The organism is Azorhizophilus paspali (genome assembly GCF_043587585.2).
Lineage (GTDB): Bacteria > Pseudomonadota > Gammaproteobacteria > Pseudomonadales > Pseudomonadaceae > Azotobacter > Azotobacter paspali.
The window spans coordinates 3,118,910-3,133,622 of sequence record NZ_CP171449.1 but is presented as its reverse complement, the minus strand read 5'-3'; the positions used below and the strand labels follow the sequence as shown (position 1 = coordinate 3,133,622).

Sequence of the window (14,713 nt, the reverse complement as noted above, 5' to 3'; positions counted from 1 at the left end):
CTGCGCCATCAGGTCTTCAGGAGGCAGCCCGCGGACGGCTTGCGATAGGCCACGACCTTGGTTTCGCCCGTGGAGTTCAGGTAGGTCATCTTGGCGTCTATGACTTTGCAGACATAGGGGTCGTACGGCGCGTCGATGGAAATGACTTTGGCGATGTCCAGGGGCAGGCCGTAGTGGTACTGCTGGACGGGCGGTTCGGCAGCCAGGGTGAGAGAAGTCACGCAGCAGAAAGGCAACACCAGATACGAGAGTTTCATGTCGATCACCTCGGAAACGAGATTTATCCAACCCCCTCAGATATCAGGGCCTATGGTTCGGCATTGTTGTTCGGACTGCTCTACTTTCTGAAAGGTTAGGCCACTTTCGATGGCCAGGGCGATCTTGCAAGTTCGTTGCCAATGCCAGACGGACAGACGCCTGTATAGCTCGTCGTCCGACAGTCGTTCGCGAGGGGGCATCGGGAGACTGTCCTGCACTCCGATGGCGCAGCCGTTCCGGGGGGCTGGCGGGTCGGCCGTGCTGTGCCGGGCCATCGCCGCCCGCTAACATAGCCGCCTCATCGCAGAGGAATGGCAATGGAAAAAGAGGAGCGCCTGCTCGCCGAAGTCCATGACGAGTTCGGCCTGATCCGCGTGTTGGAGGTCGGCGATTACCGCTTTCTCGAATTCGGCGAGGCGGTGGAGCAGAGTTGCGTGTTCACCACCGATCCCAGTTGGCTGGAGTACGACTACACCCGTGCCATGCTGCTCGGCGCACTCTGCCACGAGGCCCCGGAGAGCGCATTGTTCCTCGGCCTGGGGGCCGGCAATCTGACCCAAGCCTGCCTCGCCTTCCTGCCGCTGGAGGACGTCGAAGTCATCGAGCTTCGTCCGGAGGTGCCGCGCCTAGCCATGGAGTTCCTGGGACTCGCCGACGATCCGCGGCTGACCATCCGCATCGGCGATGCCCTGGAGCTGTTGCCCAGCGCGGAGCGCGCCGATCTGATCTTCGTCGATCTGTATATGGATACCGGGCCGAACGTGGCCCATCTGGCGTGGAATTTTCTGGGCGACTGCCAGAAGCGCCTCAATCCGGGCGGCTGGCTGGTCATCAACCAATGGGCCGGGGACGATGGCAAGCCCCTCGGCGCCGCGTTGCTGCGCGGGCTCTATCATCGCCATTACTGGGAGTGTCCGGTGAAGGAGGGCAACGTGATCCTGCTGGTGCCCGCCGATCTCGACCAGTCCCTCGATCGCGAGGGGCTGTTGGCGCGTGCCGAGGTCCTGGTGCCGCAACTGGGCTACTCGCTGCGGCCGCTGATCGAGACTCTGCGGCCGGCGAGCTGATCCGCCGAGGCACGTGCCTTGGGTAGAAGCGTCGAACGGAGCCTATTTCCGATTCGGATCGAAGGTCCCGGTCAACCCCGACCAACAGCTATCGTAGTCGGTCTGCCGTTGCGGGCAGTCGATGGCGAGGCGGCTCGGGCGCAGGACCTGGCCGGTCTCGAACATGAAGGCCATGGTGTTCTCGATCTTCTGCGGCTGCAGGTCGGCGGCGATGGCTTGGCAAGTGGTCGCCGCGTCCGGGCCGTGGGCGCTCATGCGATTGTGCAGCGAGGCGCCGCCGGGCAGGAAACCGCCGGCCTTGGCGTCGTAGACGCCCTGGATCAGGCCCATGAACTCGTTCATCAGATTGCGGTGGAACCAGGGCGGGCGAAATGTGTGCTCGGCCACCATCCAGCGCGGCGGGAAGATCACGAAGTCGACGTTGGCCTGGCCGTGCACACTGCCGGGTGAGGTCAGCACGGTGAAGATCGACGGGTCGGGATGGTCGAAACTGACCGTGCCAAGGGTGTTGAAGCGGCGCAGGTCGTAGCTGTAGGGTACGTGGTTGCCGTGCCAGGCGGCCACGTCCAGCGGCGAGTGGTTCAACTCGCAGGCCCACAACTCGCCGAGGAACTTCTGCACCAGTTGCACCGGCCCGTCGCGGTCCTCGTAGCGAGCGACCGGGACGAGGAAGTCGCGGGGATTGGCCAGGCCGTTGCTGCCGATCGGTCCCAGTTCGGGCAGGCGCAGCGGGCTGCCGTGGTTCTCGCATAGATAGCCGCGCGCCGTGGCGTCCAGCAGCTCGACGCGAAAGCGCATCCCGCGCGGCATCACGGCGATCTGCAGCGGGCCGATCTCCAGCCGTCCGAGTTCCGTGTCGATGCCCAGGCGCCCGGATTCGGGCACGAGCAGCAGTTCGCCATCGGCGTCGAAGAATACCGATTCCATCGAGGCGTTGGCGCGATAGACGTAGAGGCTAACGCCGTCGGCCCGTTCCGCCGCGGCGGTCGCCGCCAGGCGGATCAGGCCGTCGAGAAAGTCGGTGTGCTCCGCCGGTACTTCGAAGGGCGCCCAGCGCAGCCGATTGGGGGTGATCGGCCCCTGCTCGATGCCGCTGATCTGCGAACCCAGGCGTTTGAATTCCGGGTGGTCGGCCGAAGGGCGAATGCGGTACAGCCAGGTGTGCCGCGCCTCGCCGCGCGGCACGGTGAAGGCAGTGCCGGAGAGTTGCTCGGCATACAGGCCGTAGGGGAGACGTTGCGGCGAGTTCTGTCCGATGGGCAAGGCGTCCGGCAGGGCCTCGCTGCTGAAGGTGTTGCCGAAGCCCGTCTGGTAGCCTAGGGCGGATAATTCTGCCGTGTGCATGGCGACCTCTCTGTCAGTATCGGTTTGTGCGCCGGAGCATCGTGCGCCGTGTTCCGGCCCATCGGCAGGGTTGTCGAAAGGCATGCCTTCCTGAACCTCAGTGTGGTGGAGGACTTCGGGCGCGCAACGTCGACGGCCGCGATGGACACGGGGCCGTCGTTCCCGGTCGACTCCGTTCCAGGCCGACCAATGGCAGTGCGAGCCGTCGTGCAAAGAGCACACATCTGCCAGCTTTTTCCTGTATAGTAGGCACCAGCCCAAGCGGCTGCGTTCAGGTAGCACCCTTTCCGAAGCCTCGACTTCGGCTGCAGGCTAGTCCTGCGAACTATCCTTGACGATTCATCCCATCCATCACGCGTTCTCGCAAATTCCTGCCAACCGGGCTGCCAGGGTGACCTTCGGGTCTTTGCATGGCATGCGCGCAGCCTCGGGTCTTGGGTTTGCGGATGCACATGAGGCAGATCCCATGACCCAGGAGACCGGCGGCTTCGCCGCACTCGGTATTCATCCCGCTGTACTCGCCGCCATCACCGCGGTGGGCTACGAAGAACCATCCCCTATCCAGGCCCAGTCGATCCCGGTGATCCTCGCCGGCCACGACATGATCGGCCAGGCTCAGACCGGCACCGGGAAGACCGCCGCCTTCGCCCTGCCGATGCTCTCGCGCATCGACCCGGCGCGCCGTGAGCCGCAGGTACTGATCTTGGCGCCGACCCGCGAGCTGGCCCTGCAGGTGGCCACCGCCTTCGAAAGCTACGCCAGCCAACTGCCCGGTGTCGGTGTGGTGGCCGTCTACGGCGGTGCGCCCATGGGGCCGCAGTTGAAGGCGCTGCGCCAGGGCGCACAGATCCTGGTGGCCACTCCCGGTCGTCTGTGTGACCACCTGCGCCGCGACGAGCAACTGCTGTCCACCGTGAAGCACCTGGTCCTCGACGAAGCCGACGAGATGCTCAAGCTCGGCTTCATGGAGGATCTCGAAGTGATCTTCGCGGCCCTGCCGGAAAGCCGCCAGACGGTGCTGTTCTCCGCGACCCTGCCGCACTCGATCCGCGAGATCGCCGAGAAGCATCTGCACGAGCCGCAGCACGTCAAGATCGCCGCCAAGACCCAGACCGTGGCACGCATCGACCAGGCCCACCTGATGGTCCACGCCGACCAGAAGACCGCCGCCGTACTGCGCCTGCTGGAGGTCGAGGAGTTCGACGCGCTGATCGCCTTCGTGCGCACCAAGCAGGCCACCCTCGACCTCGCCAGTGCCCTCGAAGCCAAGGGCTACAAGGCCGCTGCGCTGAATGGCGACATTGCTCAGAATCAGCGCGAGCGGGTCATCGAGTCGCTCAAGGACGGCCGCCTGGACATCGTCGTCGCCACCGACGTGGCTGCCCGCGGTATCGACGTGCCGCGTATCACTCATGTGTTCAACGTCGACATGCCCTACGATCCGGAATCCTACGTGCACCGCATCGGTCGTACCGGCCGGGCCGGCCGCGACGGTCGTGCCCTGCTGCTGGTGACCCCGCGCGAGCGGCGCATGTTGCAGGTGATCGAGCGGGTCACCGGGCAGAAGGTCGCCGAGGTGCACCTGCCTGGTGCCCAGCAGGTGCTGGATGCGCGTATCCGCAAGCTGACCGCCGCCCTGCAGCCGCTGCTGGCTGAGTCCGAATCCAGCCACGGCGAACTGCTCGACCGCCTGACCACCGGCCTCGGCTGCAGTCCGCGCGCTCTGGCCGCGGCCCTGCTGCGCAAGGCCACCAACGGCCAGGCGCTGACCCTGTCCGAGGTCGAGCGCGAACAGCCTCCGGTGCCGAGCGTTTCGGCGCCGCGCGAACGTCGCGAGCGCAGCGATCGCTCCATGGAGCGCGGAGTGCACCGCGAGCGGCGTGCCCCCATGCCCCTGCCCCTGCCCGAGGGCCGGGTCCGCTGCCGCGCCGCCTTGGGCGCGCGCGACGGGATCGCCGCGAAGAACCTGCTGGGCGCCATCCTCAATGAAGGCGGCCTGGCCCGCGACGCCATCGGTCGCATCCAGGTCCGCGACAGCTTCAGCCTGATCGAGTTGCCGGAGGACGGCCTCGAGCGTCTGCTCGGCAAGCTGCGCGACACCCGCGTCGCCGGCAAGCAACTGAAGCTGCGCCGCTATCGCGAAGACTGATTTTTCGACGAAGTGAAGAAAAAGCCCTGCCTGCCGGCAGGGCTTTTTCGCAGGACAATCGCATGGGCGCTATTCAGACCCGCGGCTGGATGCGAGCAGCGTAGGTATTGATGCCACCCTTCTTGCCGGTGGGATCGAGCGTAGGAGTTGTTCGAGTATGACCAGGGTGTTGTGCAGCGTGCGGTGTTCTAGTGCGTATCTGGTCATCGGCGAAAACGACTTCATGTATCCGTGCGGTTGATTCTCGACGCTCTGGTACGCATGTATGGTTTTGGCCAGGGACTGGGCATAGGTAGGTAATCTGCCGACAATGTCAGCGATATTCTGTCGTTTGCGAAGGTAGGCTGGTTGTCTTGGCTGCCAGGACATGGTCTGCTCCGCGCTGGTAGGTCGTCTGGGCGATACTGGCCGGCTGGAGTAGGCTGCTGCGCTTGGAGCGATTGTCATTGCTGTGGTGCAAATCTATTTGCCGATGCCGATGATTAGCAGACAGACCAGGCCTCCCAGCGACAACCAGACCCAGGCTCGTGTGATGCTGCGCGAATGGATGATTGCCATGATCGCCACGGCATACACCAAAAAGGACGCCAGTGCGCCGGCACGAACCGCCTCCAGGCGGGGCATGCTGGTCAGTGCCAACAGTTCGAGCGCCAGAGCGGTCGCGAACAGGGACGCCAGCGCATAGCCACCGACGATTGCCGTTAACACCCGGACGAGCAGCCTCCACGGGAAATCGCCGAGTTTCATGGCAACATCTCGCAACGCTGTTCCCCTACAACACCGTACCAGCGACGGCGAAGTTTCAGCGCAACCAGTCCGAACAGCCCACCGAAGGCCAGCAGCGTCAGGTCCACTCCGGCCAATTGCCAGTCACCGCCAGGCAGGCTGCGGCCGAGATGGCGGTCGCTGGTCAAGATATTGAGTAGCGGCAACAGGGCATAGGCCGGACAAGCCAGCGTCAACTGCTCGACCCAGGCCTGGCGACGTTCGCGCAGTGCGGCATGGCCGAACATCAGTCCCCAGGCGATGAACATCGCATGTACCTGCCATTCGAGGCGTCCGGCCAAGGCCTCTGGTAGTAACCGGTTGGCCCAGAAATACACGGCAATGGCTAACGGCAGGCCGACAATGGTCCCCAGGTTGAGCACTTCGGCCAAACGTAAACCGAAGCCGACCTGTCCTGCCCTGAGTGCCTGCTGGCGGCGCTTGAGTACCCAGAGCACCAGACCACTGGCGATCGCTGCGCAGCCACCGATACCCGAGGCGAACAGCATCCAGCGTAATGTCGGGTCAGCAAAGGAAGCCACGTGTAGTTCAATGAAGACATCGTGGATCCGGCTCACCGGTCCCTTGGCCATCGGGCTGGGTAACGCGCGGCCATTGGCCGCCTCGTAGAGTCCGGTCGGTTGCATCAGCAAATCGGTGGCGGCCCTGTTCCGGCGGACCTCGATCAGGCCGGCGCTGTCCCCTGGGTTGTACAGGAAGATCCAGGTCGGCGGCCCCTCGTTCGGACCCAAGTGAGCGAATGGCTGGTTGCTCAGGCGCACCACGGGAGCGGCGATTCCGCTGGCGGTTGGAGGCGAAGAGCGCCCCTGCTCCTGATAATAGGCTCGCTCATCGCCACGGTAGATCCGTTCGAAGGGCAGCGGCATGTACTCGGGGAGGAAAAATACGAAACCGCTGTAGGTGATCATCAGGAGAAAGGGTAACAGCAGTACCCCCAGAATATTGTGTGCATCAAGCCAGGATCGCTGGCCCTTGTTCGGTCGGAAGGTGAAGAACTCCTTGAAAATCTTCTTGTGGGTGATGATCCCGCTCAGCAGGGCCACCAGCATGAACATCGCACAAATGCCGACCAGGCGTTCGCCCGTTGCCTGGGGCAGGTAGTGCAGCGCGTAATGCATGCGGCGGAGAATCTTACCCCCCGGTTCGCCCCCAGCCGGATGCAGTCGACCATCGAATGGATCGAGCCTTAGAGAATGCCATTGCCCATCTGGCCCCGCGTCCTGCCAGCCAAGGAGCGCGTCGCGACTGCCGACAAAGCCAGTCGGATCGGGCAGGCGAATCCACCAGCGCTGTGCGCCAAGAGCGTGCCGCTCGAGCCAGTCCTGGGCGTGATTGAGCAGTTCGACGTTGCCCAGGGGCCGCTCATGAGGACGAGCCAGGCTTTCATCCGAACTCATCCAGCGATCGATCGATATCTGAAAGTAGCTTGCAGTACCCACGACGAAAACAAAGTACAACACCCAGCCGGCCAGCAGGCCGGACCAGGTGTGCAAAGCTGCCATGCTTTGGCGGAAGCTTGTTCTCACTCAGGTGCCCCCAAACTGGTAGCCATTCCCGGTGCCATCCCAAACATGGCAGTCGCTCAAAATTCGACACTGGTCGAGAGCATCAGCGTACGCGGGTCGCCCAGAGAACCACCCGACGTCCAGTAACGCTTGTCGCCCAGGTTGTAGACATTCGCCCGGAGGGTCATGGAGTAATCTTGGGCTTTGAGCTCATAACGCGCGCCTACATCGTAGATGGTGTAACTGGAAATCTTCTGGGTATTGGCCGAATCGTAATAGGAGTCGCCGGTGTAATAGGCTCCGGCGTTGACCGACATCCCCGGAAGCATGCTGTTGAGCGCATATTCACCGTAAAGCTTGAAATTTCGCTCGGCGACGTATACCGGTCGATTTCCCTCCAGGCTCGGGTCCGCTGCTTGATCCTCAACCCTGGCGTCGAGGAAAGTCGCACCGCCGACCAGGGTCAGATTGGGAGTGGCCTTACCGGTCGCGGTCAGTTCGATCCCCTCGTGGACCTGACGCCCGTCTTGCTGATAGGTGAAGGTGCCGTCACCGTTGTTGACGTAATAACTCAGTGCCTTGTCGATCTCGAACACCGCGGCGGTGAGCAGCATTCCGCCCACATCGGCCTTGATCCCTGCCTCCATTTGGCGGCTGACCATTGGGTTCATGGTCTGATTGGCATTGGTCACGAGTCCGCCGCTGTAGGTTTCTGCGGCAGTCCCTCCGCTTTCCAAGGCTTCCATATGGCTGATATAGGTGGTGATCCAATCCACCGGTTTATAGATCAGCGATATAGTCGGGGTTGTCTTGCTCTTGTTGTAATGAGCATTACGCTCGTGGCTGGAGGCCCACCCATTGGTGATGATGGTCGCATGGTTGAACCCTAGCAGCATCGACCATTTCTCGTTGAAAACGATGTCGTCACCGATCATCCAACTGGTATGTCGCTCTTCTGCCACCTTGTATTCGCCTCCCACTGAAGCCACGGTTGGCCTGTCGTAGGCAGCAGTGCCCGAGCGAAAGGTGAGACCTGACTCCAAGGTGCCTGAGCGTTTCCCAGACGTTGTACGTCCGGTTTGATCGTAAGCCGATTGCAGGACGCCGCCTGTCAGCTTGTGCTGGATCGGCCCGGTATTGAACGACAGGTCGGCATAGGCGTAAGAACCGAGCATTTTCGTCGTACCGGGTGTGACGTAGCTCCAACCAAGTGAATAGCTATCGTTCGAATTTACCGCTTTCAAAGTATTCAAGCGACGCCGATCGTATTCTTCGCGGGAAATTCCGGTGCGAATGGTCAGCCAGTCGTTGGCCTCCCATCGCAGACGTGCAGACATTCGCTCACTTTCAACTTTGTAATAAGACCATTTTTGCCCCTGACGATCATCCGGATCGAACTGTTTGGCACTGGGAATCTCATAGCCCGGATAGAAATACCAAGAGTTGATGCCGCCATGCCCATCATAGTGTTGCCGCATACCCTCGACTTGGAGCAACAAATTTGGGCGAATATGCCAGTCGAATGCAGCGCTGGCGAAGTCACGATCCACGTAAGAACCCTTGGTCTGGGTTTCCCCCTCTTGATGAGCAACGTTGATCCGGTAGCCAAAGATCCCCTCATCGTCGATCGGGCCGCCAAAGTCACCATGATAGCGGACGTTGAAAGCGCTTTCGTTGCCCACGTTGATCTCGCTGAAGCGTTTGGCCGTGGGGCGTTTGGTGACATAGTTGACCAAGCCACCGACATGTCCGGGGCCATAGAGAAACCCGGAAACCCCGGTGAGCACCTCTATCTGTTCCACATCCTCCAGGTTGATGCCCTGAGCGTACACCCCGGATACCCGGGGGATGCCGTCACGTCCCAGGTTGGATTCCGAGGAGCCGCCGAAACCCCGCAAGGTGATACGCGGCTGATCGTTCTGCCGTTGCTGCATGACCGACTGTACCACCGGGTTCATCTTGAACACCTGGTCGAGGCTGATGGCCTGCACGTTCTTAATCTGCTCGGCTGACACCACGTTGATCGAGTACGGGGTATCGAGCAGACTACGTCCCTGCCAAGGACCAGCCTGGCTGATCTGTTCAGTGACATAACCGGCGGCGGCACTTCCGTCGCGCTGGGCGTTGGCGTCGACCGTGATGAGGCTCAGCTCCATGGATTCGTCATGAGTCCGGGGAGCAGGTTGGACCTTCAAGGAGCCATCGCCCGTGATCCGCAAAACCAGCCCGCTTCCTTCCAAAGCTCGTTCTATGGCCTCATTGGCGCTGAACCTTCCTGTCACTGGCGTGGATCGGCGATTTTCCACATCGGCGGGAATGAACAATACCTGCCGCCCGCTCTGCTGGCCGATCCGGATCAACGTGTTGGCCAGCGGGGCCGCGGGCAGCACGAAATCGTACAGCGTATCGGCGGCCTTGGCCGGTTCGTGGACAGCAGCTAGGGTACAGACCATGACAAGGGGGCGAACGTCGAAGTAACGCATACGGGAAGCTCCAGATCGCAAGTAACGGAAGCGCTCGTTCAGCGCCTTTACCTGTTCTGTGCGATGAGCCCTGGAATTATGCAGGGGGAGGTCGGAAAATTTTTCGCGCCCGAGGATGAGAGCCTCAGGGCTGGTGGCTTCTCCATCAAGCGCGCTCGATCCGGGTCCAGAAGCCCAGATAGCGTTCTATCCGCAGGGGCAGTATTTCAGCCAGGGCTTGCAGGGCCTTTTCGCTGTCATCCAGGGTGAACACCCCCGATATCCGCAGTTCTGCGGCGCTGTCGGCGACCTGCAGCACGCCTGGATGGTAAGGGCGCAGACTGTCGATGACCCTGGCCAGCGGCTGGTCGTTGACCTCCAGCAAGCCGCGGGTCCAGGCCGTAGGATCTGCGGAGGGTGGTGGCAGAACCCTTACGCCAGCGGTATCGAATTCGGCACCCTGGCCTGCCTCCAGCCGCGTCTGTTCTCCCGCGGCAGAGGACAATGTGGCTTCGCCATCCAGAATCCAGAGGAGTGCCCTGTCGACCTGCTGGTCCAGCAGACAGCGCCCGGCCGACAGCCGGGTCTCGCCATGGCGGCAGATCAGGCTGAACAGGGGCTCCCGGGGCTGGATCCGTGCGACGAGGCTGCCTCGCAGCAAGGTTACCGAACGCTTTGTTGCGGAAAAATCGAGATCGACAGCCGTCTCCGCATTGAGCTGTAGTTCGGAGCCATCTGCCAATGTGAACTGACGACGCTGCGCCGTATCGGTTTTGAGATCGGCATTCCAGCCGGCCAGCGGCATTCCGGGACGCCCCAGCAGATGCACTCCAGCCGCCACTCCACCGAGGGCAAGAGCACCACGCAGGAATACCCTCCGCTTGATCCGGGTGGCTTGCACGGCCCGGCGTACCGCTGGTTTGCCCAGGGGCGGCAGGGTCCGTTGCAGACATTGCTGCAGGCTTTCCCAGGCAGTACGGTGGTTGGAGTCGGCTTCCAGCCAGTGCTGAAAGTGAAGCTGGTCCGTTTCGTCGAACTGGCCGGAACTGCGACGGGCATGCCAGTCAATGGCTTGTTCGATGGCCGGCGGCAACGCTTTCACGACTCCACCCGGTAGCAGGCTTTCAGTCCTTGCACCACGTACTGATGCACGCGTGTCACCGATACGCCCAACTCCTCGGCGATGGATGCATGGGTTCGGCCATCGACCTGACTAAATAGAAAGGCGGCCCGTGCTTTGCTCGACAAGCCACCGAGCAGGCGATCCACTTCCAGCAGGGTTTCCATCACCAAGTAGCGCTCTTCCTCCGAGGGAGCCAGCGGGTGTTCCTCCGTGGCCAGTGTTTCGAGGTAGGCGCGTTCCAGATCGCGACGGCGCCAACTGGCGAATATCAGGCGCTTGGCGATGGTGGTGAGCAGTGCCCGTGGTTCGCGAATGGCGTTTGGATCCGGTAGGGCGACGACTTGGGCGAACGTTTCCGCCGCCATGTCGGCGGCATCGTGCCGACAGGCCAGCCGCTGGCGCAAACGCTCGAACAGCCAGCCATGGTGTTCACCGAACAGACGATGCAGCGATTGGTTGCGGATATCCATGAGGCCGCCAGCGGAAAACGTTGAATGTAACGGTATCAAATAGTAATTATTCTCATGTTGGCTGGCAATGCAGGGCAATCGCATGAAGCGCTCGCCTGATACCAGACTGGCAAGATTGTGTGATCCTTGGCATGGCTGCTTACCGAGTAGCCGGACAGTCCCCGTTTCGGCCCCCCGGCCGAGTCACTTTTTCTTGTCTGGCCAAGAAAAAGTAACCCCAAAGAAGGCCACCCCCTCATCCAGCCCTGCGCTTCGCTCCGGGTTCCCTCCCTGCATCGTCGTTCCAGGGGCTCGCCGCGAAGGGCCATCCATGCCATGGCCCATCGCGGCTCTCGCGGCATCCTTGCCGCTCGACCCCTTCCACGACGATTCCGCTCGGCCTCCTGAAGGGGGTATCCGGCGCGGCCTGACAGGTCGTGCCGCAAGAGCGAAAGCGCTTTCAGGCAACCCGGAGCCCAACTCCCGTTCAGAAGGCCGAGCGCAGCCGGGGCCGAATGACCGGGCGCGCTTTCTCTTTGGTTAGTTTCTCTTTGCGCGCGCAAAGAGAAAGTGACTCGGCCGGGGGGCCGAAACAGGAAGTATCCAGCCCCTCGGCAAGCAGCCGATGCACCGGATTTGAAGACCAGGCCGGAACGACCAGGCACACAATCTTTCCAGTCCGGTATCGGAAAGACATTTCATGCGATTGCCCTGGCTAGCAATGGATCGGGACGTTTTGGAGGTGTCGGGAGTGGATGTGGCCAGACAGCGGGTCTCGATACCAGCCTTCTTGTCGATGGGGCGAGCCGCTGTGTCCTGGCGCGTGTCCGGTCATCGGCGAAAGCTACATCCACGCCACCGGTGCAGTTGGTTCTCGACGATCCAATACGCGCGTACGGCTCAGGTCAGGCATCGGGCATCTGTCGCGGAGGCAGCGATCAAATGCAGCGATATGGTATCGGCTTTGCCCGAGCGTCGGCTGGTCTTGCTGCATCGGGCATCTCACCCATGCATTTCGCGTGTAAAGTCGTCTACGCATCATCGACTCGAAGGAGCAACACGTGCACGAGGATTTCTGGCAGGCGCGCTGGGCGCGCGACGAGATCGGCTTCCACCAGGCGCAGGTCAATCCCTATCTGAGCCGCCACTGGCCGACCCTGGGGCTGGCTCCGGGAAGCCGGGTGCTGGTGCCGCTGTGCGGCAAGAGTCTGGATCTGGCCTGGTTGGCCGGGCAGGGCTTCGCGGTGCTGGGCGTCGAGCTGGCGGAGAAGGCGGTGCAAGATTTTTTCGACGAGCAGCAACTGATCCCGCAGGTCGACTGGCAGGGGGCCTTCAGGGTCTACCGGGTCGGTTCGCTGGAGATCCGCTGTGGCGACTTCTTTGCCCTGAGCGCCGCGGATGTCGGCGACTGCCGGGGCTTCTACGACCGCGCGGCGCTGATCGCCTTGCCAGCGAAGATGCGCGAGCGCTGTGCCGCCCATCTGTCGGCGATCCTACCGTCGGGCTGCCGGGGTCTGCTGGTCTGCTTTGACTACGACCAGACGCGGATGGGCGGCCCGCCTTTCGCCGTCGATGACCATGAAGTGCGGCGTCTTCTGGAGGCGGACTGGCAAGTCCGGTTACTGGAGGCGCTAGACGTGCTTGGGGAAAACTGGAGGTTCCTTCAGCGCGGGCTGGATCGGCTCGAAGAGCGTGTCTATCGCCTGGAGCGCCGTTAGGGCGCGGCGATTCGGCTGCATGCCGTTCAGCCGAGCGGTGCCTGCAGGCGGCGCACGAAATTGTCGGCTTCGTCGATGGAGCGCTGCATGTCGCGCAGCAGTTGATCGACGTTGTTTTCCAGACTGCGGTATTCGCCCTGCAGGGCACCGATGGCGCGGGCATTGAGGTTGTGCTTGAGGAACAGCGCTTGGTCGCTTAGCACGCTGAGCACCGGCTCGATACGCTTCTCGGCCGCCTGCATGCGGGTCAGCAGGGTCTTGTACTGCTTACGGGTACGTTCCAGCTCCTTGGCGCTGGCTCGGCGCAGAGTAGCGTTGTGGTACTGGTCGAGCTCGCCTTCCCACTCCGCGAACAGCGCCTCGGCCACGTCCTCGACGGCGTCGATGCGCTGGCGCACAGCCTTGGCGCTGGCCTCGCCGGCCCGGTATTCGTGATCGAGGGCGGCATAGCGCTCTTCCAGATCGCCGCCCTGGATTTGCACCACGCTGCGATAGCGTTCGAGTGCATCCTTGAAGCGTTCCTTGGCCGCCTGCTGGCTGTCGCGCGCGGCCTCGACCCGGTCGGCGAGGATGTCGCGCTTGTGGACGCCGGCCTTTTCCATCATCGAGTAGTAAGCGTTCTGGCGGCCGCTGAGGGAGAGCAGGGTACAGTAGGCGAGAATCAGTCGGCGCATGGGATCTCTCGTTTCCGGTACAAACGAAAGGGGCGACTTGCGGTCGCCCCTTTTCCTCTCGCCATCTTAGCAGGCCGCCGTCTCCGGCGGCATGCATCAGCCGCGTTGGAGCAGCGCCTGGATGCGCTCTTCCAGCGGCGGGTGGCTCATGAACAGCGCGGCGAGGCTGGCTTTCTTCGCGCCGTTGATACCGAAGGCGGTCATGGTGTCCGGCATGTGCACCGGGATTTCCTGCTCGGTTTGCAGGCGTTGCAAGGCGCCGACCATCGCACGGGTGCCTGCCAACTGGGCGCCGGCCTCGTCGGCGCGGAATTCGCGGCGACGGGAGAACCACATGACGATCATGCTGGCGAGGATGCCGAGCACCAGTTCGGCGGCGATGGTCGCGACGAAGTAGCCGATACCTTCGCCTTCCTCGTTCTTCAGCACCACCTTGTCGACGAAGGTGCCGAAGATCCGCGCGAAGAACATCACGAAGGTGTTCACCACGCCTTGGATCAGCGCCAGGGTCACCATGTCGCCGTTGGCCACGTGGCCGATCTCGTGGGCCAGCACGGCGCGCACCTCGTCCGGCGAGAAGCGCTCCAGCAGGCCCTGGCTGACCGCCACCAGCGCGTCGTTGCGGTTCCAGCCGGTGGCGAAGGCGTTGGCTTCGTAGGCGGGGAAGATGCCGACCTCCGGCATCTTGATGCCTGCGTCGCGGGACAGTTGCTCGACGGTCTGCAGTAGCCACTGCTCATGACGGGTTCGCGGCTGGCTGATGATTTCCGTGCCGGTGCTCATCTTCGCCATCCATTTGGAGATGAACAGCGATACCAAGGAGCCGGCGAAGCCGAACACTGCGCAGTAAATCAGCAGGTTGCCGTAGTTCTGGCCGGTGAACCGGTCGACCCCGAGCAGTTTCAGGGTGATGCTGGCTATGAGCAGCACCGCCAGGTTGGTAGCCAGGAACAGCAGGATGCGCATCATGGAATCAGGTTCTCCTCACAGAGGCATGGGTTTCATGCCGGGCTATATAAGGTCGCGTCCCCAAGGGCTTCAACCGGGCGACTATTTCAAACTGTGTCCTCTGGGCGGGTCGGAGGCTGCTCGATGATCTGATGGTCGGAACCTGCCAGGCGTTCGTCGTCGCCTTCCAGCGGGGCCTGCCAAGCTAGGCTGGAGCGGAACCGCCGCAT

Annotated in this window: 12 protein-coding genes; 3 read left to right on the top strand and 9 right to left on the bottom strand. The window is 62.5% G+C overall.

Annotated features, from left to right (window positions below; all coding sequences use genetic code 11):
• Nucleotides 1–8 precede the first annotated feature (8 nt).
• Nucleotides 9–257 carry a DUF2790 domain-containing protein gene (locus tag ACGI6K_RS15145; RefSeq protein ID WP_376942380.1) on the bottom strand — a complete coding sequence of 83 codons (249 nt, stop codon included), beginning with the start codon at nt 255–257 and terminating at the stop codon, nt 9–11.
• A 312-nt stretch (nt 258–569) separates the two neighbouring features.
• Between ACGI6K_RS15145 and ACGI6K_RS15140 the strand changes: the two genes are divergently transcribed.
• Nucleotides 570–1,325, top strand: coding sequence for a spermidine synthase (locus tag ACGI6K_RS15140; RefSeq protein ID WP_376942382.1), 756 nt, complete (start codon nt 570–572; stop codon nt 1,323–1,325).
• Nucleotides 1,326–1,367: 42 nt separating this feature from the next.
• Here ACGI6K_RS15140 and hmgA read toward each other — a convergent pair whose 3' ends face one another.
• Nucleotides 1,368–2,669, bottom strand: a complete 1,302-nt coding sequence (gene hmgA, locus ACGI6K_RS15135; RefSeq protein WP_376942384.1) for a homogentisate 1,2-dioxygenase — start codon at nt 2,667–2,669, stop codon at nt 1,368–1,370.
• A gap of 466 nt (nt 2,670–3,135) precedes the next feature.
• On the opposite strand from hmgA, the gene ACGI6K_RS15130 reads away from it, so the two are divergent.
• Complete coding sequence (locus tag ACGI6K_RS15130) at nt 3,136–4,818, top strand: DEAD/DEAH box helicase (protein ID WP_376942386.1); 1,683 nt, start codon at nt 3,136–3,138, stop codon at nt 4,816–4,818.
• Between the two features lie 462 nt (nt 4,819–5,280).
• Here ACGI6K_RS15130 and ACGI6K_RS15125 read toward each other — a convergent pair whose 3' ends face one another.
• The 5 genes from ACGI6K_RS15125 to ACGI6K_RS15105 form a co-directional block, all read right to left on the bottom strand.
• Complete coding sequence (locus ACGI6K_RS15125; protein WP_376942388.1) at nt 5,281–5,565, bottom strand: iron transporter; 285 nt, start codon at nt 5,563–5,565, stop codon at nt 5,281–5,283.
• Nucleotides 5,562–7,106 (bottom strand): PepSY-associated TM helix domain-containing protein, encoded by a 1,545-nt coding sequence (locus tag ACGI6K_RS15120; RefSeq protein ID WP_376942390.1) that lies wholly within the window; start codon nt 7,104–7,106, stop codon nt 5,562–5,564. Before ACGI6K_RS15120 ends, ACGI6K_RS15125 begins: the two co-directional genes overlap by 4 nt.
• A gap of 80 nt (nt 7,107–7,186) precedes the next feature.
• A complete protein-coding gene (locus ACGI6K_RS15115) occupies nt 7,187–9,592 on the bottom strand; it encodes a TonB-dependent siderophore receptor (protein ID WP_376942392.1) in 2,406 nt (801 codons plus the stop codon).
• A 145-nt stretch (nt 9,593–9,737) separates the two neighbouring features.
• The gene (locus tag ACGI6K_RS15110) at nt 9,738–10,673 is read right to left on the bottom strand and encodes a FecR domain-containing protein (protein ID WP_376942394.1); all 936 of its coding nucleotides are present in this window, start codon (nt 10,671–10,673) and stop codon (nt 9,738–9,740) included.
• A complete protein-coding gene (locus ACGI6K_RS15105; RefSeq protein ID WP_376942396.1) occupies nt 10,670–11,164 on the bottom strand; it encodes a sigma-70 family RNA polymerase sigma factor in 495 nt (164 codons plus the stop codon). Before ACGI6K_RS15105 ends, ACGI6K_RS15110 begins: the two co-directional genes overlap by 4 nt.
• Nucleotides 11,165–12,204: 1,040 nt before the next feature.
• Here ACGI6K_RS15105 and ACGI6K_RS15100 point away from each other — a divergent pair.
• Nucleotides 12,205–12,861, top strand: coding sequence for a thiopurine S-methyltransferase (locus ACGI6K_RS15100; RefSeq protein WP_376945948.1), 657 nt, complete (start codon nt 12,205–12,207; stop codon nt 12,859–12,861).
• A gap of 26 nt (nt 12,862–12,887) precedes the next feature.
• On the opposite strand, the gene ACGI6K_RS15095 is transcribed toward ACGI6K_RS15100, so the two are convergent.
• Both ACGI6K_RS15095 and htpX read right to left on the bottom strand, forming a co-directional pair.
• Nucleotides 12,888–13,535, bottom strand: a complete 648-nt coding sequence (locus tag ACGI6K_RS15095; RefSeq protein WP_376945950.1) for a DUF2959 domain-containing protein — start codon at nt 13,533–13,535, stop codon at nt 12,888–12,890.
• A gap of 96 nt (nt 13,536–13,631) precedes the next feature.
• A complete protein-coding gene (gene htpX, locus ACGI6K_RS15090; protein WP_376945952.1) occupies nt 13,632–14,504 on the bottom strand; it encodes a protease HtpX in 873 nt (290 codons plus the stop codon).
• Nucleotides 14,505–14,713 lie beyond the last annotated feature (209 nt).

Coding starts and splice junctions, on each gene's coding strand:
- ACGI6K_RS15105 (WP_376942396.1), bottom strand. CDS start 11,164: ATGGATATCCGCAACCAATCGCTGCATCGTCTGTTCGGTGAACACCAT.
- ACGI6K_RS15120 (WP_376942390.1), bottom strand. CDS start 7,106: ATGGCAGCTTTGCACACCTGGTCCGGCCTGCTGGCCGGCTGGGTGTTG.
- ACGI6K_RS15115 (WP_376942392.1), bottom strand. CDS start 9,592: ATGCGTTACTTCGACGTTCGCCCCCTTGTCATGGTCTGTACCCTAGCT.
- hmgA (WP_376942384.1), bottom strand. CDS start 2,669: ATGCACACGGCAGAATTATCCGCCCTAGGCTACCAGACGGGCTTCGGC.
- ACGI6K_RS15095 (WP_376945950.1), bottom strand. CDS start 13,535: ATGCGCCGACTGATTCTCGCCTACTGTACCCTGCTCTCCCTCAGCGGC.
- ACGI6K_RS15145 (WP_376942380.1), bottom strand. CDS start 257: ATGAAACTCTCGTATCTGGTGTTGCCTTTCTGCTGCGTGACTTCTCTC.
- ACGI6K_RS15140 (WP_376942382.1), top strand. CDS start 570: ATGGCAATGGAAAAAGAGGAGCGCCTGCTCGCCGAAGTCCATGACGAG.
- ACGI6K_RS15125 (WP_376942388.1), bottom strand. CDS start 5,565: ATGAAACTCGGCGATTTCCCGTGGAGGCTGCTCGTCCGGGTGTTAACG.
- htpX (WP_376945952.1), bottom strand. CDS start 14,504: ATGATGCGCATCCTGCTGTTCCTGGCTACCAACCTGGCGGTGCTGCTC.
- ACGI6K_RS15130 (WP_376942386.1), top strand. CDS start 3,136: ATGACCCAGGAGACCGGCGGCTTCGCCGCACTCGGTATTCATCCCGCT.